Genomic DNA, 20,398 nt, shown 5'->3' on the forward strand with positions numbered 1-20,398 from the left:
ACTCGTCATGACCATCAAGATTTTGCCAGCTCGACTGGCAAACCAAATCGCGGCAGGGGAAGTGGTTGAAAGACCCGCCTCTGTCGTGAAAGAACTGGTAGAGAACAGTCTCGACTCTGGCGCGACTCGTATTGATATTGATATCGAGAAAGGTGGCGCCAAGCTGATCCGCGTACGCGATAACGGCAAAGGGATTGTGAAAGATGAGTTAGGCCTAGCGTTAAGTCGCCATGCTACTTCTAAGATCCACACATTGGACGATCTAGAAGCCATCATGAGTTTGGGATTCCGCGGTGAGGCGTTAGCGAGTATTAGCTCAGTGTCGCGCTTAACCATGACTTCTCGCCCGGCAGCGCAAGAACAAGCGTGGAGTGCCTACTCGGAAGGGCGTGACATGAAGGTTAAGCTCCAGCCGACGGCACATCCAATTGGTACCTCGGTTGAAGTCTTAGATCTGTTCTTTAATACGCCCGCACGTCGTAAATTCCTCCGCACTGAGAAAACCGAATTTGCCCACATCGATGAGCTGCTAAAGCGCATTGCGTTAAGTCGCTTTGATGTCACTATCAATGTGCGCCACAACGGCAAAATGATTCGCCAATACCGTGCGGCAAAGAACCAACTTCAAACTGAAAAACGCATTGCTGCGGTATGTGGCAATGCTTTTGTGCGTAATATGCTGCGCATCGAATTGGAGCATCAGGGTCTCAAGCTTCATGGCTGGATCACCACGCCAGAAGGAGCGAGACAACAGAGTGACTTACAATACTGCTACGTGAATGGGCGTATGATGCGTGACAAGTTGATCAATCACGCGATTCGTCAAAGCTATGAAACCAGCTTAAAGCCGGATCAGTTCGCCGCGTATGTCTTGTTTATTGAGCTCGACCCGCACCAAGTGGATGTTAACGTGCACCCTGCTAAGCATGAAGTGCGTTTCCATCAAGCCCGTTTAGTGCATGACTTTATCTATCAAGCTTTGGCAGATGCGCTTGCACAAAGCTCAGTGATTGATAAACCCCACGTCAACGAATCCGCGTTCCACCATGCCGATCCTGTTGAATCTTTTGAGGCGAGCACGGCAAATCAAGAACCAGTCAGCGCACCAGAGCCTGCGAATTCTCCTGTGCCAGAGCATGTCTATCAAGCGATTGATAACACTCCAGCTTATCCGGGGCGTTCAGACTATGAATCGAAACCTCGCGATAGGGCACCAAGTGATTCTTCTGTACGAGAAGCACGTCCGGTAGACTCTTTTAGACGAACAGATTGGGTTGAATCAAAACCTGCGCCTAAACCAAGTTCTAACAGAGAACAACGTCATGCTGAGCCTGCGCCAAGTAAACAAGAAGTGCGCGCTTATCATGAATTGCTTCAAACACCAGATTTTGAGCCTAAAAAAGAAGCTCCAAAAGCGTCAGTTAGCACATCGGCAGAAGCTGCTTTACGGCCAGTTACGGCATTAAGCAAAGCGCTGGCTGTGGTGGACGAGCAGTTTGTCTTGATGAGCAGCGACAGTGGCGCTGCTTTGGTTGCACTGCCAAGAGCAGAGTTCTATCGAACCAAAGGTCAGCTCACACCTAGTGACGGAGCGTTAAAAGCTCAGCCACTGTTGGTTCCATTATCCGTAAAGTTGGAGCCGGAATTAGTGGAGCTTGCGCGCGATTATCAGCAAGATTTTGCGCAGCTGGGCATTCAACTGAAAGCTCGAAATGACAAAGCTTTAATGGTCATGGGCGTGCCATCACCATTGCGTCAACAAAACTTACAAAATTTGATACCAGATCTGTTATCTTACGCGCAAACTCGCGTGAGAGGAGAGGTGGCAACGGTTCAGCTGCTATCAGAGCTGATAGATTGGCTTGCTTTGCAGGTCACTACTGTTAAGAGCCACTATACTCTTTCCGAAGCCATTCAAATTATTGCGGAACTTGAACAGCTAAGACATGGTCAATTGCCATTAGAAGATACAAAGTTTGTGTCTGCTGTTGATTTCTCTGCCACGATTGCCAAATTAAGACCATGACAGACAAACTACCTTTGGCGCTATTTCTAATGGGGCCAACAGCATCAGGTAAAACAGAGCTAGCGATTCGACTTCGCCAGAGATACCCAGTTGAGATCATCAGCGTGGACTCGGCGTTGATCTACAAAGACATGAATATCGGCACAGCAAAGCCAGATGAGCGAGAGCTAAGTTTAGCACCGCATCGTCTTATCGATATTCTTGATCCAAGCGAATCATACTCTGCGGCGGACTTCCGTCGTGATGCACTACAGGCAATGGATGACATTGTTGCAGAAGGAAAAATTCCGTTATTAGTCGGCGGAACAATGCTGTACTACAAAGCGTTACTTGAAGGCTTATCACCTCTTCCTGCTGCAAATCCTGAAATTCGTCAGCAAATTGAGCAAGAGGCATTGACTAAAGGTTGGTCGGTGTTGCACGATGAGCTGAAAGAGATTGATCCTGTATCAGCTGCGAGAATTCATCCAAACGATCCTCAACGTTTATCTAGGGCATTGGAAGTATTCCGCATTTCAGGTAAAACTCTTACTGAGTTGACTCAAACGAAAGGCGACAGCTTGCCTTACCGAGTCAAACAGTTTGCAATAGCTCCCAAGGACAGGGCAGAACTTCACCGTCGAATTGAGCTGCGTTTCGATAAGATGATGGAAGCGGGTTTTGAAGAAGAAATGAAAGCGTTGTATGCGCGCAAAGATCTTCACCCTGATCTTCCTTCTATCCGTTGCGTGGGCTACAGACAGATGTGGGAGTACTTAGATGGGGACTGCACGCGCGATGAAGCCGTTTTTCGTGGCATCTGTGCAACTCGTCAATTGGCCAAGCGTCAAATCACCTGGTTACGCAGCTGGAATGATTTAACTTGGTTGGATAGCGATAACATTGAACAGGCACTTGAAACTATGTCAGAAGCAATAGCATCTGATTGAGATAGCTGTGTATAATGTGATCGTTTTTGCGTGAACGCACTCTCAAAGGATCTGTTATTGGCGGTTTATATACTATGCTGCTAATTACTTAGGGTGCATTTTGATTCGTTTAGCTCAGATGCAAAAGCAGTATCTTTTGCATTGCACCACTAGCTAAATAATTACAACTACAAATTAAATAAGGAAAATAAAATGGCTAAGGGGCAATCTCTACAAGACCCATTCCTAAATGCGCTACGTCGTGAGCGTATCCCGGTATCTATCTACCTTGTGAACGGTATTAAACTACAAGGTCAGATCGAATCTTTCGATCAATTCGTGATCCTGCTGAAAAACACTGTAAATCAAATGGTGTACAAGCACGCAATCTCTACCGTTGTTCCGGCTCGTCCAGTGAGCCACCACAGTGGTGATCGTCCTCAAGGTGATCGTCCACAAGAGAAATCTGAAGATTAATTCTTCATTTAGTATTGCAAAAATAAGGAGTTGATTGCTTGTTTGACCGTTATGAATCCGGTGAGCGAGCCGTACTTGTTCATATCAACTTCACGCAAGAAGGTGAATGGGAAGATCTGGCTGAATTTGAAATGCTGGTTTCTTCCGCTGGGGTAGAGGCGCTGCAAGTTGTGACTGGCAGTCGTCAATCCCCACACCCGAAATACTATGTCGGAGAGGGTAAGGCACAAGAAATTGCTACTGCGGTACAATTAACTGGTGCTGAAATTGTGATTTTTAATCACTCCCTCTCTCCTGCCCAAGAACGTAACCTCGAAGCGCTGTGCAAATGTCGAGTCCTCGACCGCACCGGTCTCATCCTCGATATCTTTGCTCAACGAGCACGAACACACGAAGGTAAGCTGCAAGTAGAGCTAGCCCAACTTCGTCATATTTCTACTCGTTTAATTCGCGGTTGGACGCACCTTGAAAGGCAGAAAGGCGGCATCGGTCTACGTGGGCCAGGTGAAACCCAGTTAGAAACCGACCGTCGTTTATTGCGTGACAGAATCAAAGCTATCCTTCGTCGTCTTGAAAAAGTCGCGAAGCAGCGTGAACAAGGGCGCCGTGCCCGAAACAGAGCAGAGATCCCAACGATTTCTCTCGTGGGCTACACCAACGCGGGTAAGTCGACACTCTTCAACCGTATTACAGAAGCTGGCGTTTACGCGGCAGATCAATTGTTTGCTACTCTTGACCCAACTTTACGTAAGATAGAGTTAGCAGACGTAGGACCTGCGATACTTGCAGATACCGTTGGTTTTATCCGACACCTGCCTCACGATTTGGTTGCGGCCTTCAAAGCAACCTTGCAGGAAACGCAAGAAGCTGACATTTTGTTACATGTTGTTGATGCCAGTGACGAGCGTTTTCGTGAGAATATTCAAGCTGTTCATGAAGTTTTAGAAGAGATCGACGCACATGAAGTGCCGACACTCGTAGTAATGAACAAGATTGACAATCTAGAAGAGCAGAAACCACGTATAGAACGTGATGAGGAAGGCGTGCCTCGTACGGTCTGGGTTTCCGCGATGGACGGATTAGGCATTGATCTTCTGTTTGACGCGCTGACCGAGCGTTTAGCGTCGCAAATGGTTGAGCATCAGTTGCGAATTCCTCCACAGTATCAAGGACGATTCCGTAGTACATTCTTCCAAATGAAGTGTATTCAACGTGAGGAATATGACCAGGAAGGTAACTTGTTGATCAATATTCGAATGCAACAGGTAGATTGGTCTAGACTTGAAAAAAGAGAAGGGGCAGTTTTAGTCGACTTTATAGTCACTTAAAGGACTGCTACAGTATAACGTCATATCAAATGATGGAGCTTTCTAATGGCGTGGAATGAGCCTGGAAATAACAACGGCAACAATGGCCGCGATAATGACCCTTGGGGTAATAATAATCGTGGTGGCCAGCGTCCTGGTGGCCGAGATCAAGGTCCGCCAGATTTAGATGAAGTGTTCAGCAAACTGAGTCAAAAGCTGGGTGGCAAATTTGGTAAAAAAGGCGGCGGTGGTGGTTCACCTATCGGCGGTGGTGGTAGTGCGATTGGCTTTGGTGTCATTGCAGTTATCGCGATTGCGGTGTGGTTCTTCGCTGGCTTTTACACCATCGGTGAAGCAGAGCGTGGTGTTGTGCTGCGTTTAGGTAAATACGACCGTATCGTAGACCCAGGTCTGAACTGGCGTCCTCGTTTTATCGACGAATACGAAGCGGTTAACGTGCAAGCGATTCGTTCGCTACGTGCATCTGGTCTAATGCTGACAAAAGATGAAAACGTAGTAACGGTAGCGATGGACGTTCAATACCGTGTTGCTGACCCATACAAATACCTATATCGCGTAACCAATGCGGACGACAGCTTGCGTCAAGCAACGGATTCTGCGCTACGTGCGGTAATCGGGGACTCACTGATGGATAGCATCCTAACAAGTGGTCGTCAGCAAATCCGTCAAACAACACAAGAAACTCTGAACCAAATCATCGATAGCTACGATATGGGCATCGTGATTGTTGACGTGAACTTCCAGTCTGCACGTCCACCAGAGCAAGTTAAAGATGCGTTTGATGATGCAATCGCAGCACGTGAGGATGAAGAGCGTTTCATCCGTGAAGCAGAAGCTTACAAGAACGAAATCTTGCCTAAAGCAACTGGTCGTGCAGAGCGTTTGAAGAAAGAAGCGCAAGGTTACAACGAGCGTGTAACGAACGAAGCACTTGGTCAAGTAGCTCAGTTTGAAAAACTACTACCTGAATACCTAGCGGCACCGGGTGTAACTCGTGACCGTCTGTACCTAGACGCGATGGAAGAAGTTTACTCAAGCACATCTAAAGTGCTGATTGATTCTGAATCTAGCGGCAACCTTCTTTACCTTCCAATTGATAAGTTGGCTGGTCAAGATGGTCAAACAGACACTAAACGTAAATCGAAATCGACTTCAACGTACGACCATATCCAATTGGAATCTGAGCGTACGCAAGAAGACACTTCGAGCTCGCAGTCTCGTTCAACTGGTACACGTCAAGGGAGATACTAAGAATGCGTAAGTTAATGATCCCTGTACTGGTAATCGCACTGGCATTAATGCTGATGTCACTGTTTGTGATTCCTGAAGGTGACCGCGGTATTGTGGTTCGATTTGGTCGTGTCTTGAAAGACAACAACGACATCACTCGTATTTACGAGCCGGGCTTGCACTTCAAAATGCCTTTGTTTGACCGCGTGAAAACACTTGATGCGCGTATCCAAACAATGGACGGCCGTGCTGACCGTTTCGTAACGTCTGAGAAAAAAGACGTAATCATCGATACCTACGTGAAGTGGCGTATTGAAGATTTCGGTCGTTACTACCTAGCAACTGGCGGCGGTAACACGCTGACAGCGGAAGCGCTTCTTGAGCGTAAAGTAACAGACGTTCTACGTGCGGAAATCGGTTCTCGTGAAATCAAGCAAATCGTATCTGGTCCACGCAATAACGACGTACTTCCAGAAGACGCAAGCAGTGATGAAGTAAGTACTGAGGCGGCTCGTGAAGCATTGGAAATCGATGGCGAACGTGACCTAATCATGTCTGAAGTGTTGAAAGACACGCGCGACAGCGCAATGAAAGACTTGGGTGTTCGTATCGTTGACTTCCGTATGAAGAAGATCAACCTACCAGATGAGATCAGTGAATCTATCTACCGTCGTATGCGTGCAGAGCGTGAGTCGGTAGCTCGTAAACACCGTTCTCAAGGTCGTGAGAAAGCAGAAGTAATCCGCGCACAAGCTGAGCTTGAAGTAGCAACGATTCTTGCTGAAGCAGACAAAACAGCTCGTGTAACACGAGGTGAAGCGGATGCAGAAGCAGCGAAGATCTACGCAGATGCGTACAACAAAGATCCTGAGTTCTTCAGCTTCCTACGTTCTCTAAAAGCTTACGAGAAATCGTTCAGCTCTAAGAGTGACATCCTTGTTCTGGATCCGAAGAGTGAATTCTTCCAATACATGAACAATGCGAAAGGCGCAGAAGCGAAATAGCTCCGCGTTCAAGCAAATTGAAAAGGCTCCGTTATGGAGCCTTTTTTGTATCTATTTCTTGCTGCGCCTATTGCTATCGGCCAGAGAGGTCAGAGTTGGATCGGTAGAGTGATTAACTCATCATGATAGCGATGACAGCGCCGGCTACGACCAAGCAACCGCCAATACGACGCAGATGGTTATCGGGTTGCTCGCTCAGTTGAGCAACCATGTTGCGCCAACCATTTGGGGCGACCAAGGGGCCAATCCCTTCAACAATCAATACTAGCCCTATCGCTAGCCAAATTGACTCAGACATTGCGATTCCTTGTGGATTTAAGAAAGGTAAATATTATCAGTGATGTAGTGATTTCGAAATGAACAACATCGGTGATGTTTGCATTCTAGTATCAACTCTGTGAACAAAAATGACTGCAAGAAGAGTGATTCGGTGCTAGAATCCATTTTTAACTAGCAATCAGACTTGGAAAGATGGGAAATAACGTAGTCGTTCTAGGCACCCAATGGGGTGACGAAGGTAAAGGTAAAATTGTAGACCTTTTAACTGAAGATGCAAAATACGTGGTACGCTACCAAGGCGGTCACAACGCAGGTCACACACTTGTAATTGACGGTGAAAAAACCGTTCTTCACTTAATTCCATCAGGTATCCTTCGCGATAACGTAAAATGCGTTATCGGTAACGGTGTTGTACTATCGCCTGAAGCTCTAATTAAAGAAATGAAACCTCTTGAAGAGCGCGGCATTCCAGTACGCGAGCGTCTTTTCATTTCTGAAGCATGTCCTCTAATTCTTCCTTACCACGTTGCAATGGACCAAGCTCGCGAAATCGCTCGCGGTAAAAAAGCTATCGGTACAACTGGCCGTGGTATCGGTCCAGCATACGAAGATAAAGTTGCTCGTCGTGGTCTACGCGTTGGTGACCTATTCGATATGGAAGCTTTCGCAGAGAAACTAAAAGAAGTAATGGAATACCATAACTTCCAACTAGTTAACTTCTACAAAGCTGAACCAGTAAGCTACGAAGAAGTACTTGAGCAAGCTAAAGGCTACGCAGATCTACTAACTTCAATGGTTATCGACGTAACTGACGAACTAGACGCAGCACGTAAGCGCGGCGATAAGATCATGTTCGAAGGTGCACAAGGTACTCTACTTGATATCGACCACGGTACTTACCCGTACGTAACTTCTTCTAACACGACTGCTGGTGGTGTTGCTGCAGGTTCTGGTTTCGGTCCTCGTCACATCGGTTACATCCTTGGTATCGCGAAAGCTTACTGTACTCGCGTTGGTGCAGGTCCATTCCCGACTGAGCTATACGACGGTCTAGATAAGCAAGATCCAGTAGGTAAACACCTAGGTGAAGTTGGTCACGAGTTCGGTGCGACAACAGGTCGTCTACGCCGTACTGGTTGGTTCGATGCTGTTGCTATGCGTCGTGCAATCCAAATCAACTCTGTATCTGGTTTCTGTCTAACTAAACTAGACGTACTAGATGGTCTAGAAGAGCTAAAAATCTGTACTGGTTACAAGATGGAAGATGGCTCTACGCTAGAAGTTTCTCCGATGGCTGCTGAAGCATTCGAAAAAGCAACGCCTATCTACGAAACAATGCCTGGTTGGTCTGAGAACACATTCGGTGCGAAATCAATCGAAGAGCTACCACAAGCTGCTCTAGATTACATCAAGCGCATTGAAGAGCTAACTGGCGTGCCAGTAGACATCATCTCAACAGGTCCTGACCGTAACGAAACTATCATTAAGGTTCACCCATTCGAAGCTTAATCGATACTCGTTAGAGATCATAAAAACCGGCTTTTATAGCCGGTTTTTTTGTATCTGTGAGTTGGGTTCACTGTGGAAAAACTGCTGAAAAATGCGACTCGCTGTGGCAAATATTTGCCGTTAAGCTTAAGTAGGAGGCAAAAATTGCCTAAAGCTTAACTGACCTTTGCCGATAAGGTTATCAAGCAGAGGAGATCCTTGGCTGATCTTTGGTTTCTTAGATACCTTAAAGAGTACATTTATGAAGTTACGAACAGTGGCTGCTTCACTGTTATTGATGCTGAGTGCGACATCGGCTAAGGCAAATGTTGCCGATGTAGGGGCGCCTGTCCCCATCTACACCGAAGCAGAGCTTATAAAGCTTATTGAGCAGAATAAGCATTTAGAACGCGTGCGCGCTGATAACTGCCAGTTAGTGGAAGATATCGTGGCACGTGCGACGCGCATTAACTTGCCGTCTTATGAATTCCTTTATGGTGATATGTTGGCGTGGGGCGTTTGTGTTGATCAAGATGTCGAACTTGGTCTTTATTACATGGAAAACGCAGCACACCAAGGTTTGCCTGCTGCACTAGAGCAGCTAGGTCGCTATTACTCTCGTGGTACATTAGTCCAACAAGATAAAGAACGAGCGATCCCATACCTGCGCGAGGCAGCTGCAATGGGTAACTTGAATGCGCGTATTCATCTTGCTGAGCTATTGCTACGTGATTACGGTAGTCCGTTGGACTACGAAGATGCTTACCGTTGGTTATATAACTCGGTGACTGCCGACCAAAGAAAGCACAAACGTATTGCGATGCTGAGAAACGGTCTTGAGCAACGTATGCCACAAAACATTATTGCGCGCGCCAAACGCCGCGACACCTTCTGGTAGGTGTACTCTTAAAATACCAGTAACTTCATAAAGCTCTGCCAATAGATACAACAAAGCCCACATCATGTGGGCTTTGTTGTTTTTCCCGAAGCGTACTCGCAGGTGATTAAACGACTTTGTGTGGACCGAAGCACTCGTAGTGGAACTGCTCTTGCGCTACGCCAAGCTCAAGCAATTGTTTCGCGACGTGCTGCATAAAGCCAACCGGACCACAGAAGTAGACTTGTACGTTGTCTTGCTTAAGGGCTGCTTCAATTTCATTTAGGTTGACGAAACCAGTGAAGTGGAAGTCTTCACCAATCTTGTCTTCTGCTGTTGGTTGGTTGTACCAAACCAACGAGTTCATGTTCTCTTTAGCATTCACGAGCTGGTTTACGTGCTGTTTGAATGCGTGTTGTTGACCGTTTTCTGCAGCATGCACCCAGGTTACCGGCGCTTGGTGCTCAGAAAGGCTCTCAAGCATCGATAGAGTTGGAGTTAGACCTACGCCCGCTGACACCAAAACAACCGGTGTAGTTGCGTCCACATCCATAAAGAAATCACCCGCAGGTGCCGCAAGTTGCACTTTATCGCCGATGTTCAATTCATCGTGAAGGAAGTTCGATACTTTACCGCCTTCTTCACGTTTCACAGAGATACGGTAAGTGTTCTCTTGAACCGCAGAGGAGAGGCTGTATTGGCGAATCTCTTGGTTTTCGAACTTATCACTGTTGATGTAGATACCTAGGTATTGACCCGGCTTGTACTCAGAAACCACTTCACCATCGGTTGGTTTGAAAACAAAACTACAGATGTTTTCGCTCTCAAGCTGTTTGCCCACCAACTCAAATTCGCGTAGGCCACGCCAGCCACCTTGAAGCGCTGCGTTCTCTTGGTAGATTTGCTCTTCTCGTTGAATAAACACGTTGGCCAGCACACCATAAGCTTCTGCCCATGCATCAATCACTTCCTGGCCCGGAGAGAACAACTCGTCGATCGTCGCAAGTAGATGTGTACCAACGATTTGGTACTGATCTTTAGTGATCATAAAGCTGGTGTGCTTGTGCGCGATTTTCTCTACAGCACCAAGTAGTGCTGGTAGGTTATCGATGTTGGTTGCGTAAGCGCAGATTGCATTAAATAGAGCTTCACGTTGGTCACCATTACGCTGGTTGCTCATGTTGAAAATGTCTTTCAACTCAGGGTTATGGGTGAACATGCGATCGTAAAAGTGCGCCGTTAACTTCGGGCCGGTTTCTGCAAGAAGTGGTGCGGTTGCTTTCACGATATCAATGGTTTGGTTGCTGAGCATAATGGCTTCCTATTTAAAGTTGTATTTGTAATGCATGTTTAAAGTTGTATCTCAAATGTATCTTTCGATCAAGAAAAGAATTACAATTTTGCTACTACAGAGGATAGCAACATGCAGTTAACTAGCTTTACCGATTATGCGCTCAGAACCTTGATTTACTTGGCTTCATTGCCAAAAGAAGAGCTAACAAATATTACCGAAGTGACTGATTTATTTGGTGTATCACGTAACCATATGGTGAAAGTGATCAACCGTCTTGGTCAACTTGGTTATGTGCATACGGTACGCGGTAAAAATGGTGGTATTCGATTACTGAAAGCACCTAAAGAAATCACAGTTGGTGGTGTGGTGCGCGATTTAGAGCCATTAGATTTGGTCAATTGCTCCGTAGAGTTTTGTCACATCACGCCAGCCTGTCGTCTAAAAGAAAAGTTAGCAAAAGCGAAAATGGCGTTTTTGGCTGAATTGGATGGTTGCACGATTGAAGAGCTATTAAGTGATAATTCTGAACTGCTGATCTTACTTGCTCGTCCTTAGTCTTCTTAACGCTTTATAAATCTTCTTACTGACACTCTTTTTTAAAGCAATTTCTGTAGCTTATCGAGAGACTCGGATATACTAGCTCTATACCTTCCTTGCTAGATAGGCGTGCCTATGTCAGACAATATTCCAAACGATCCTTTCGCAGATCGTGAATCCAAAAATTACGAAAATCCAATTCCAAGCCGAGAGTTCATCACCGAGTTTCTGCAGCAAGCTGGTGTGCCGATGAATCGCAATGATTTGTTCGAAGCATTAAAGCTCGAAGGTGAAGAGCAATACGAAGGCTTACGCCGTCGACTGCGTGCAATGGAGCGTGATGGACAGCTCGTGTTTACGCGCCGTCAATGCTATGCGCTACCAGAAAAACTCGAGATGGTGAAAGGTTACGTAATTGGCCACAAAGATGGTCATGGTTGGGTTCGTCCTGAAGGCAGTGTCGGCAAGGATAATGACATTGTACTGCCACACCATCAGATGAAGCACATCATCCATGGTGACTACGTGTTGGTGCAACCAACTGATAATAGCAAGCGTGGTCGTCGTGAAGGTCGTCTTGTTCGCGTATTAGAAGAGCGCAACACGCAGAGCGTGGGACGTTTCTTCCTTGAATACGGCTACTCATACGTTGTGCCAGATGACTCTCGCATCAGCCAAGATATTCTGATCCCAAATGAGCACAAAGCAGGTGCTCGTATGGGTAACGTGGTCGTTATTGAGATTACTGATCGCGGCTCTCGCTCACGTGGCATGATGGGTAAAGTGGTTGAAGTTCTTGGTGAGAACATGGCGCCGGGCATGGAAACGCAAATAGCAATCCGTACCCACCAAATTCCACACGATTGGCCAGCAGCCGTCGATAAACAGATCGAAAATCTGGGCGAAGAAGTTCCGGAAGAAGCAAAAGAAGGTCGTGTCGATCTACGTGACTTGCCGCTAGTAACCATTGATGGCGAAGACGCTCGTGACTTTGATGATGCGGTTTACTGTGAGAAGAAAAAGAGCGGCGGTTGGCGTCTATGGGTCGCAATTGCTGACGTAAGTTACTACGTACGTACAGACTCTGCGCTGGATAAAGAAGCCATCAACCGTGGTAACTCGGTGTACTTCCCATCTCAAGTAGTGCCAATGCTACCTGAAGTACTATCAAACGGCTTATGTTCACTTAACCCACAAGTTGATCGTCTGTGTATGGTGTGTGAAATGACCATCTCAGAGACGGGTAAACTATCGGGCTACAAGCACTACGAAGCCGTGATGAACTCGCACGCTCGTCTGACTTACAACAAAGTGGGCGCGATTCTAGAAGGGGATGAAGAGCTACGCATGCGTTATCACGCTGTCGTTCCTCACCTTAAAGAGCTGCACGCGATGTACAAAGTACTTAAAGAAGCGCGTGATAACCGCGGTGCGATTGAATTTGAAACCGTTGAAGCTAAGTTCATCTTCAACGCGGATCGTAAGATTGAAAGCATCGAGCCAGTGATTCGTAACGACGCACACAAGATCATCGAAGAATGTATGATCCTAGCGAACATCGCTTCAGCGTCTTACGTTGAGAAAGCGAAAGAGCCAGCGTTGTACCGTGTTCACGAATCTCCGGGTGAACTGCGCCTGCAGGGTTTCCGTGACTTCCTCAGTGAGCTAGGTCTGGATCTTAAAGGTGGTCTAGAGCCATCACCAACCGACTACGCTGATTTGGTAAAACAGATCGCAGAACGTCAGGATAAAGAACTGATTCAAACCATGCTGCTGCGCTCAATGAAGCAAGCGGTCTACAACGCAGACAATGCCGGTCACTTTGGTCTAGCGCTGAAACGTTACGCACACTTCACGTCGCCAATTCGTCGTTACCCAGACCTGCTACTGCACCGTGCAATCAAGTATCTGATTGCTAAAGAAGAAGGTCGCAACCAAGATCGTTGGACGCCAACTGGCGGTTACCACTACTCGTTTGACGATATGGACTTCTATGGTGAGCAATGTTCGATGACAGAGCGCCGTGCAGACGACGCAACTCGTGAAGTGGCTGATTGGTTGAAGTGTGAATACATGCAAGACCATGTTGGCGACGAGCTGGATGGTGTTATTGCCAATGTAACCAGCTTTGGTTTCTTTGTTCGTCTGACTGAGCTACATATCGATGGTTTGGTGCACATTTCGACGCTCGCGAACGACTACTACCAATTTGATCCTATTGGTCAAAGACTTATCGGTGAAAGCTTCGGTAACATCTATCGCCTAGGTGATGCGGTGAAAGTGAAAGTGCTTGCGGTTAACTTAAATGACAAGCAAATTGACTTTGAATTAATCGAAACAAGCCGTAAGCTACGCGGCAAAGGTAAGACTGCGAAGAAACGCGCAGCAGATGCCAAACGCAAAGCAAAAGAGAAAAAACGTGCGGCAACCAAAGGCGGTACTCGCGCGAAGCCGATGATTGAACCGACCAAGCACCCAGAACCTGCGGAAGCAGGCAGTGCTCGCAAAGGTAGCGCGAAGCGCGGTGACGCTGAAGGTACGAAAAAGCCGAAGAAAGCACGCAAGAAAAAGCCACACAGTAAGCCGAGAAAGACTAAGCGCACCAAGAGCGACGCTGAGTAGGCTGAAGCGCCAATCTAGTCCGGATTTAAAGGGGGGTAGATTGGCGAAGGCAAGACGACCAGAACAACAGGTTAAACAATGAGTAACGAATTTATTTACGGCATTCACGCAGTGAAAGCGGTATTAGAACGCGAACCAGAGCGTTTTATCGAAGCATACGTCCTAAAAGGCCGCCAAGACGATCGTCTAATGCCAATCCTGAACGATCTTCAGGTTTGTGGTGTTTCGATTCAACAAATGACACGTAAAACGCTAGATGACAAAGCGCACGGTGCTAACCACCAAGGCATCATCGCTCGTGTTAAAGCTGCGAAACAGCTTAATGAAAATGACATTGATGGCATCCTAGCGCAGCATGAATCACCGCTACTATTGGTATTGGATGGCGTGACGGATCCGCATAACCTAGGTGCTTGCCTACGTAATGCAGACGCAGCTGGCGTAGCGGCGATCATCGTACCGAAAGATCGTTCTGCTCCGATGAACGCAACCGTAAGCAAAGTGGCTTGTGGTGCAGCTGAAGTCGTGCCATTGATCCGAGTGACCAACTTGGCTCGTACTATGCGTACACTGCAAGAGCAAGGTATCTGGTTTGTTGGTACGGCGGGCGAAGCAACGCACGACATTTACCAAGCAAAACTGACGGGTCCTCTTGCTATCGTAATGGGTGCAGAAGGTGACGGTATGCGTCGTCTAACTCGTGAAACCTGTGACGATTTGATTAAGATCCCAATGGCTGGTAGCGTTTCTAGTTTGAACGTATCAGTGGCGTCAGGTATTTGTTTGTTTGAAGCGGTTCGTCAGCGTATTGCTGCAAAGTAATTGCTAAAAAATTTAATAAACAAACAGTTACTGCAAAGTCAGACATAATGATAAAAACAAAGGATGGGGTGCCATCCTTTGTCGTTTTCACCGATTTATAAATAAAAATCTTCAGGGAAGTTATGACTCAACAAGACATTAAATTCATTGCCTTTGACCTAGACGGTACTTTGCTTGATAGCGTGCCGGATTTAGCGGTTGCGGCAGACCAAGCCGTTCAAGCACTTGGCTTTCCATCTGTTTCAGAAGAACAAGTTCGTGACTATGTTGGTAACGGCGCAGACGTACTGATTGGACGCTCACTAAGCCAAAGCCTGACGATCAACTCAGAGTTGAGCGAAGAGCTTCGTGCAAAAGCGCGTGTACTGTTTGATGATTACTACGAGCAAAGCGGTCACAAGCTAAGTCACCTTTACCCAACGGTAAAAGAGACACTAGCAGAGCTGCATAAAGCGGGCTTTGTTATGGCGTTGGTGACCAACAAACCTTCAAAGTTTGTGCCTGACGTTTTGGAAAAGCACGACATCGCAAAATACTTCGTTGATGTTCTTGGCGGTGATGCATTCCCAGAGAAAAAACCAAACCCAGTAGCACTGAACTGGTTGATGGAAAAACACCAAATTCAACCTAGTGAAATGCTGATGGTTGGCGACTCGAAAAACGACATTCTTGCAGCGAAGAACGCAGGTTGCGCCTCATTTGGTCTGACATATGGTTATAACCACGGTGAACCTATTTCTGTATCAAATCCAGATTTCGTCGCTGACAGTTTGGCAGAATTATTGGACGTTGTAGCGGTTTCTGCATAACGGCTACAAAAGAGCTTCCAAAATACTCGTTAATGAGTACACTGAGTAAACCGTGCACCTATTACTGCACGGTTTTTTTCATTTAATTAGATTAAGAAGTCAAAGGAATCATTCTAATGAGCAAACCCATTGTATTGAGTGGTGTTCAACCTTCAGGTGAACTAAGTATCGGTAACTACTTGGGTGCTCTACGTCAATGGCAGCAGATGCAAGACGATTATGATTGCCAATACTGTGTGGTAGACCTTCACGCGATTACGGTTCGTCAGGACCCTAAAGCGCTGCATGAAGCGACTCTAGACGCACTGGCGATCTGTCTGGCAGTTGGTGTTGACCCGAAGAAGAGCACGCTATTTGTTCAGTCACACGTACCAGAGCATGCTCAACTTGGTTGGCTTCTTAACTGTTACACCCAAATGGGTGAGCTGGGTCGTATGACGCAGTTTAAAGACAAATCTGCACGTTACTCAAACGACAGCTCAAGCCAGTTTGGTGATGTAAACGTGGGTCTGTTTGACTACCCAGTACTGATGGCGGCAGACATCCTGCTGTACGGTGCGCACCAAGTGCCTGTAGGTAGCGACCAGAAGCAACACCTAGAGCTAGCGCGTGATATTGCTAACCGCTTTAACAACATCTACTCACCAGAGCAGCCAATCTTCCAAGTTCCAGAGCCTTACATTCCGACGGTAAACGCGCGTGTAATGAGTCTTCAAGACGCAACCAAGAAGATGTCAAAATCTGATGACAACCGTAAGAACGTTATCACGCTATTGGAAGAGCCTAAGTCGATCATTAAGAAGATCAACAAAGCGCAAACTGACACAGAAACGCCACCGCGTATCGCTCACGATTGGGACAACAAGGCAGGTATCTCTAACCTAATGGGTCTGTACTCTGCGGCAACAGGTATGAGCTTTGAAGAGATTGAAGCGAAATACCAAGGCGTTGAAATGTACGGTCCATTCAAGAAAGACGTTGGTGAAGCTCTAGTTACTATGCTTGAGCCTATTCAAGCTGAATACCACCGCATTCGTGCTGACCGCGCTTACATGAACGAAGTGATGAAGCAAGGCGCTGAGAAAGCATCGGCACGTGCGGCTGAAACGTTGAAGAAAGCGTACGAAGCAGTAGGTTTTGTTGCTCGCCCATAGTTGCTAAAAAGCATTCAGAATTTAAGAGCTCCACCATCGGTGGAGCTTTTTTTATGCCTAGAGATCTACGAGCTTAAATAACCAGAAAGCTTATTTTGATTCACACGGTAAAAAGGAAGGAAATAATAAGTTTTGTTATTCTAAATTAGCATTGATTAATATTTGGTTTGGGTTACTAGAATCAAGTGAATTCAAAATAAATAGCCAGATATTCACATAACATGTTGAGAAATATAAAACTGAGTAATAAGTCTAATTCTAGTCCTTTATTGGTTTAGTTACTGTATTTGTTACAAAAACTGTTTAAATGAACAGCCCTGGCATAATTTTACGTATCCACATGTGATTTATTTCACGGCTTTTACTGGTCTTTCTTATTTATTTCATAAATAAACCTGATAGTAGGCGCAAATGGTGGGCTCTGCTTAGGGCTTAGTTTGCATTTAAATAAATATCAGGTACGACAATGGATACGTTAATCAAACCCTCTTTACTGGCACTGACGATTGCTAGCGCGCTTAGTGCTAACGCTAATGCAGAAATTATCATCTCTCAGTATGTAGAAGGTGGTTCATACAACAAAGCAGTAGAGATCGCGAATACAGGCGATGCAGCGGTAACGCTAACCGGTTACGAGCTAGCGAAATCATCAAACGGTAGCGGTACTTGGGGTAGCACACTCGATCTTAGCCAAGTGACGCTACAAGCGAACCAAGTGTATGTACTGGCGCATGGTGACGCGAGCGATGCCATCAAAGCTATCGCGGATATTACAGATAAAAGCGTCGCGAACTTTAACGGTGATGACCCGATCGCACTGCTTAAAGATGGTGAAGTACACGACATCATCGGTGTGATGGGTGACGTAGATTTTGGTAAAGACACCACATTAGTTCGTAACAGTGATGCACTAACCCCTTCTGCTACTTATGATGCATCTCAGTGGACGGTATTTGAGAAAGACAACATTGACGGCCTTGGTGAGCTAAATGCGACTGAGCCACCAGCACCATTCGCTTGTGAAGTAGACGGTCAGCAACCTAACTTCACTACCATCCAAGATATTCAAGGTGAAGGCGATACGTCTCCATTCATTGATGGTTACCCATACATTACTGACGAAGATCATTTCGTAACTGGTGTCGTGACTGCTGTTACCACTGGCCTAACCAAAGGTTTCTACCTACAAGCACTAGAAAGTGATAACAACGACAAGACCTCAGAAGGTTTGTTCATTCATACCGATGCGGCAGACACGGAGCTAAAAGCTGGTGACGTTGTTTGTGTTAAAGGTAAAGTTCAAGAGTACTACAGCAATACTCAGCTAGCTTCTGATGCTAACAGCTATGTGAAAACTGGCACATCGGATATTCCTCGAGTTACCGATCTTGTTATCAAAGAAGGTGAGACACTACGTGATGCGCTAGAGCGTCATGAAGGCATGCAAGTTGAACTGACCTCGGCAAGTGACCTGTTTGTAACTCGCAACTTCTCTTACGACTACGATTCACGTCGTAACAACATGATGTTGTCTCATGAAGCGCCATTGTTTAAGCCGACTCAATTGCACGCAGCAGAGAGTGACGCTGCCGTTGAGCTAGCAAAAGACAACGCAGCGAACCGCGTATACCTAGAATCTGATGGCAAAGCACCAAACGGCCAAATCCCTTACTACCCAGATTTTGCGAAAGATGCAGACCAAGATGGCTCTTCTGAGCAGCACATTCGCCTTGGTTCGCGAGTAGAAGGTCTGCAGGGCGTGGTGGCTTACAGCTACAATGAATACCGCCTGATTGCGACCAATGAAGTCGATAACACCAACTTCGTGACTTCAGGTGAAGACTTCGACGTGGCTCGTAAAGATGCTCCAGCAATTGCGGATTCAGATTTGCGTATCGCCAGCTTCAATGTCCTGAACTACTTCAACTCTGTGGCTGACAGTGGTCATGAAAACCCAACCGGACAAAACCGCGGTGCGACTAACCTAGACGAGTTCCTGATCCAACAAGCGAAAATCGTTGCGGCGATGAACAAGATGGACGCTGACATCATTGGTTTGATGGAAGTCGAGAACAACGGCTTTGGTGACAGCAGTGCAGTGAAGAACTTGGTTGACGCATTGAATGCTGAAATCGAAGATGCAGAAGATCATTACACTTACGTTGAAATCGCGGATCAAGACAAATACCAAGACGAATACTTTGGTAGCGATGCGATCATGGTAGCGATCCTATACCGTGCAAACGAAGTGACGCCAAAAGAAGCGGCGAAAGTGATTGTGACGCCAGAGCAGCACATCGAAGAAAACACTATTACGCGTGGTGACGATGCGGAAGGCAACCCAGCTTACGACAAATACCAACGTCATAGCTTGCTACAAACCTTCACGGTGAAAGAGACAGGTAAAGATCTGTCTGTTGTTGTTAACCACTTCAAATCGAAAGGTTCTGAATGTATTGAAGAGTGGATTGCGGGCGTAGAAGACTCTGAGCCAGCGGATCTGCAAGGCAACTGTAACAACTTCCGTGTTTCTGCAGCCAACGTTGTGGGTGATGCTCTGAAAGGCATTGAAGGTGACGTGCTAGTAATGGGTGACCTAAATGCGTATGGCATGGAAGACCCTCTGCTTACACTGACTGATTACTCGAAAGAGAAATACGGCCGTGACATTTACACAGCAGCTTACACAACCATAGGTGGTGGTGAACTTCAAGTGGAGAAGACCAAAATTGAAAAAGGCTACGGTTACCATAACCTGAACACGGTACTTCACGGCGCAGACACCTTCTCATACACCTACTCTGGTGAGCTAGGTAACCTAGACCACGCGTTGGCGAGCAACAGCTTGGCACAAAAAGTGGTGGCGATTGAAGATTGGCACATCAACTCACTAGAAAGTAACTTGTTCGAATACAGCAGCAAGTACACAGGTGATATGCCGAAGTACAAAGATGCGTTCTCGGCGTCTGACCACGATCCTGTGATCATCGCGATTGATTTCCCAGATACAGACATCGATCTACCAAGCTCAGGTGAAAACCTAGCAGTGGAAGTTCGTCTGCCACCAAACGCAGTTGTCGGTGATATCGTGACAGTAAGCCTAACGGAGGCAACTCAAGCGGCGTCGTCAACGTCTGATGCTGATGGTTACGAAGCGAGTGCAACTCTGACACAAACGGACATTGATGCTCGTAGCGTGAGTGTGGAGTTCGACAAAGCACCAACGGAAGGCCAGTACGTTCTAGAAGAGAAAGTGACAGACTCTACCGGTAACACCGTTAAGTTCAGTGATTCTCGCGATGTTACGCTAGAGCCGTCGAGCACTAACCCATCAGACGATGATGATGGTGGTTCATTTGGCTTTGGCGCGCTAATTGCGCTGCTAGGTCTAGGCTTATTCCGCCGTCGCCGCTAAACGAATTTATTTCCTGACAAACAGTTCCTAAATAGCTGTAAAGACCAAAGGCCAGCCTATGCTGGCCTTTTTATTCAGCAAAAACTTGCCTTTCTTGCTTGGTATAGCAAAATACCGCCCTTGATTGT

Annotated in this window: 16 protein-coding genes; 14 read left to right on the forward strand and 2 right to left on the reverse strand. The window is 46.5% G+C overall.

The annotated features are described in order from the left end of the window. Positions 1-7: 7 nt before the first annotated feature. From mutL to hflC, 6 genes are all read left to right on the forward strand, one after another. Positions 8-2,026: a DNA mismatch repair endonuclease MutL gene (gene mutL, locus ATB78_RS22890; protein WP_061010677.1), complete on the forward strand. Its 2,019-nt coding sequence runs from the start codon at positions 8-10 to the stop codon at positions 2,024-2,026. Then, positions 2,023-2,955 carry a tRNA (adenosine(37)-N6)-dimethylallyltransferase MiaA gene (gene miaA / locus ATB78_RS22895; RefSeq protein WP_005438326.1) on the forward strand — a complete coding sequence of 311 codons (933 nt, stop codon included), beginning with the start codon at positions 2,023-2,025 and terminating at the stop codon, positions 2,953-2,955. Before mutL ends, miaA begins: the two co-directional genes overlap by 4 nt. Positions 2,956-3,147: 192 nt before the next feature. Beyond that, a complete protein-coding gene (gene hfq, locus ATB78_RS22900; protein WP_005438329.1) occupies positions 3,148-3,411 on the forward strand; it encodes an RNA chaperone Hfq in 264 nt (87 codons plus the stop codon). A gap of 38 nt (positions 3,412-3,449) precedes the next feature. Further along, positions 3,450-4,739, forward strand: a complete 1,290-nt coding sequence (gene hflX, locus ATB78_RS22905; RefSeq protein WP_005438331.1) for a ribosome rescue GTPase HflX — start codon at positions 3,450-3,452, stop codon at positions 4,737-4,739. Positions 4,740-4,784: 45 nt separating this feature from the next. Then, positions 4,785-5,990, forward strand: coding sequence for an FtsH protease activity modulator HflK (hflK, locus tag ATB78_RS22910; RefSeq protein ID WP_005438333.1), 1,206 nt, complete (start codon positions 4,785-4,787; stop codon positions 5,988-5,990). Positions 5,991-5,992: 2 nt separating this feature from the next. Further along, complete coding sequence (gene hflC, locus ATB78_RS22915) at positions 5,993-6,973, forward strand: protease modulator HflC (RefSeq protein WP_005438334.1); 981 nt, start codon at positions 5,993-5,995, stop codon at positions 6,971-6,973. A 112-nt stretch (positions 6,974-7,085) separates the two neighbouring features. Here hflC and ATB78_RS22920 read toward each other — a convergent pair whose 3' ends face one another. Continuing rightward, positions 7,086-7,271, reverse strand: coding sequence for a DUF2065 domain-containing protein (locus ATB78_RS22920; RefSeq protein ID WP_005432777.1), 186 nt, complete (start codon positions 7,269-7,271; stop codon positions 7,086-7,088). A 173-nt stretch (positions 7,272-7,444) separates the two neighbouring features. On the opposite strand from ATB78_RS22920, the gene ATB78_RS22925 reads away from it, so the two are divergent. Then, entirely contained in the window at positions 7,445-8,761 is a 1,317-nt protein-coding gene (locus tag ATB78_RS22925) for an adenylosuccinate synthase (RefSeq protein WP_005438335.1), read from the forward strand. Between the two features lie 241 nt (positions 8,762-9,002). Further along, positions 9,003-9,638: a tetratricopeptide repeat protein gene (locus ATB78_RS22930; RefSeq protein WP_005432781.1), complete on the forward strand. Its 636-nt coding sequence runs from the start codon at positions 9,003-9,005 to the stop codon at positions 9,636-9,638. 106 nt (positions 9,639-9,744) lie between these two features. Here the strand turns inward: ATB78_RS22930 and hmpA are convergent, their stop codons facing one another. Beyond that, entirely contained in the window at positions 9,745-10,929 is a 1,185-nt protein-coding gene (gene hmpA, locus ATB78_RS22935; RefSeq protein ID WP_061010679.1) for an NO-inducible flavohemoprotein, read from the reverse strand. A gap of 111 nt (positions 10,930-11,040) precedes the next feature. Between hmpA and nsrR the strand changes: the two genes are divergently transcribed. From nsrR to ATB78_RS22965, 6 genes are all read left to right on the forward strand, one after another. Further along, the gene (gene nsrR / locus ATB78_RS22940) at positions 11,041-11,466 is read left to right on the forward strand and encodes a nitric oxide-sensing transcriptional repressor NsrR (protein WP_005438338.1); all 426 of its coding nucleotides are present in this window, start codon (positions 11,041-11,043) and stop codon (positions 11,464-11,466) included. A gap of 117 nt (positions 11,467-11,583) precedes the next feature. Continuing rightward, entirely contained in the window at positions 11,584-14,070 is a 2,487-nt protein-coding gene (gene rnr / locus ATB78_RS22945; protein ID WP_061010681.1) for a ribonuclease R, read from the forward strand. A 78-nt stretch (positions 14,071-14,148) separates the two neighbouring features. Continuing rightward, a complete protein-coding gene (rlmB, locus tag ATB78_RS22950) occupies positions 14,149-14,892 on the forward strand; it encodes a 23S rRNA (guanosine(2251)-2'-O)-methyltransferase RlmB (protein ID WP_005438340.1) in 744 nt (247 codons plus the stop codon). A gap of 122 nt (positions 14,893-15,014) precedes the next feature. Next, the gene (locus ATB78_RS22955) at positions 15,015-15,701 is read left to right on the forward strand and encodes a phosphoglycolate phosphatase (protein ID WP_061010683.1); all 687 of its coding nucleotides are present in this window, start codon (positions 15,015-15,017) and stop codon (positions 15,699-15,701) included. Between the two features lie 116 nt (positions 15,702-15,817). Continuing rightward, on the forward strand, positions 15,818-16,855 hold the full coding sequence (trpS, locus tag ATB78_RS22960) for a tryptophan--tRNA ligase (protein WP_005432761.1): 1,038 nt from the start codon (positions 15,818-15,820) through the stop codon (positions 16,853-16,855). Between the two features lie 466 nt (positions 16,856-17,321). Further along, positions 17,322-20,270, forward strand: coding sequence for an ExeM/NucH family extracellular endonuclease (locus ATB78_RS22965; RefSeq protein ID WP_061010685.1), 2,949 nt, complete (start codon positions 17,322-17,324; stop codon positions 20,268-20,270). Positions 20,271-20,398 lie beyond the last annotated feature (128 nt).

Origin of the sequence: Vibrio sp. CUB2 (assembly GCF_001557945.1) — a bacterium.
GTDB lineage: Bacteria > Pseudomonadota > Gammaproteobacteria > Enterobacterales > Vibrionaceae > Vibrio > Vibrio owensii.

Excerpts from the sequence above, each read along its gene's own strand:
- mutL (WP_061010677.1), top strand. The coding sequence starts at position 8 with ATGACCATCAAGATTTTGCCAGCTCGACTGGCAAACCAAATCGCGGCA.
- miaA (WP_005438326.1), top strand. The coding sequence starts at position 2,023 with ATGACAGACAAACTACCTTTGGCGCTATTTCTAATGGGGCCAACAGCA.
- hfq (WP_005438329.1), top strand. The coding sequence starts at position 3,148 with ATGGCTAAGGGGCAATCTCTACAAGACCCATTCCTAAATGCGCTACGT.
- hflK (WP_005438333.1), top strand. The coding sequence starts at position 4,785 with ATGGCGTGGAATGAGCCTGGAAATAACAACGGCAACAATGGCCGCGAT.
- hflC (WP_005438334.1), top strand. The coding sequence starts at position 5,993 with ATGCGTAAGTTAATGATCCCTGTACTGGTAATCGCACTGGCATTAATG.
- ATB78_RS22920 (WP_005432777.1), bottom strand. The coding sequence starts at position 7,271 with ATGTCTGAGTCAATTTGGCTAGCGATAGGGCTAGTATTGATTGTTGAA.
- ATB78_RS22925 (WP_005438335.1), top strand. The coding sequence starts at position 7,445 with ATGGGAAATAACGTAGTCGTTCTAGGCACCCAATGGGGTGACGAAGGT.
- ATB78_RS22930 (WP_005432781.1), top strand. The coding sequence starts at position 9,003 with ATGAAGTTACGAACAGTGGCTGCTTCACTGTTATTGATGCTGAGTGCG.
- hmpA (WP_061010679.1), bottom strand. The coding sequence starts at position 10,929 with ATGCTCAGCAACCAAACCATTGATATCGTGAAAGCAACCGCACCACTT.
- nsrR (WP_005438338.1), top strand. The coding sequence starts at position 11,041 with ATGCAGTTAACTAGCTTTACCGATTATGCGCTCAGAACCTTGATTTAC.
- rnr (WP_061010681.1), top strand. The coding sequence starts at position 11,584 with ATGTCAGACAATATTCCAAACGATCCTTTCGCAGATCGTGAATCCAAA.
- rlmB (WP_005438340.1), top strand. The coding sequence starts at position 14,149 with ATGAGTAACGAATTTATTTACGGCATTCACGCAGTGAAAGCGGTATTA.
- ATB78_RS22955 (WP_061010683.1), top strand. The coding sequence starts at position 15,015 with ATGACTCAACAAGACATTAAATTCATTGCCTTTGACCTAGACGGTACT.
- trpS (WP_005432761.1), top strand. The coding sequence starts at position 15,818 with ATGAGCAAACCCATTGTATTGAGTGGTGTTCAACCTTCAGGTGAACTA.
- ATB78_RS22965 (WP_061010685.1), top strand. The coding sequence starts at position 17,322 with ATGGATACGTTAATCAAACCCTCTTTACTGGCACTGACGATTGCTAGC.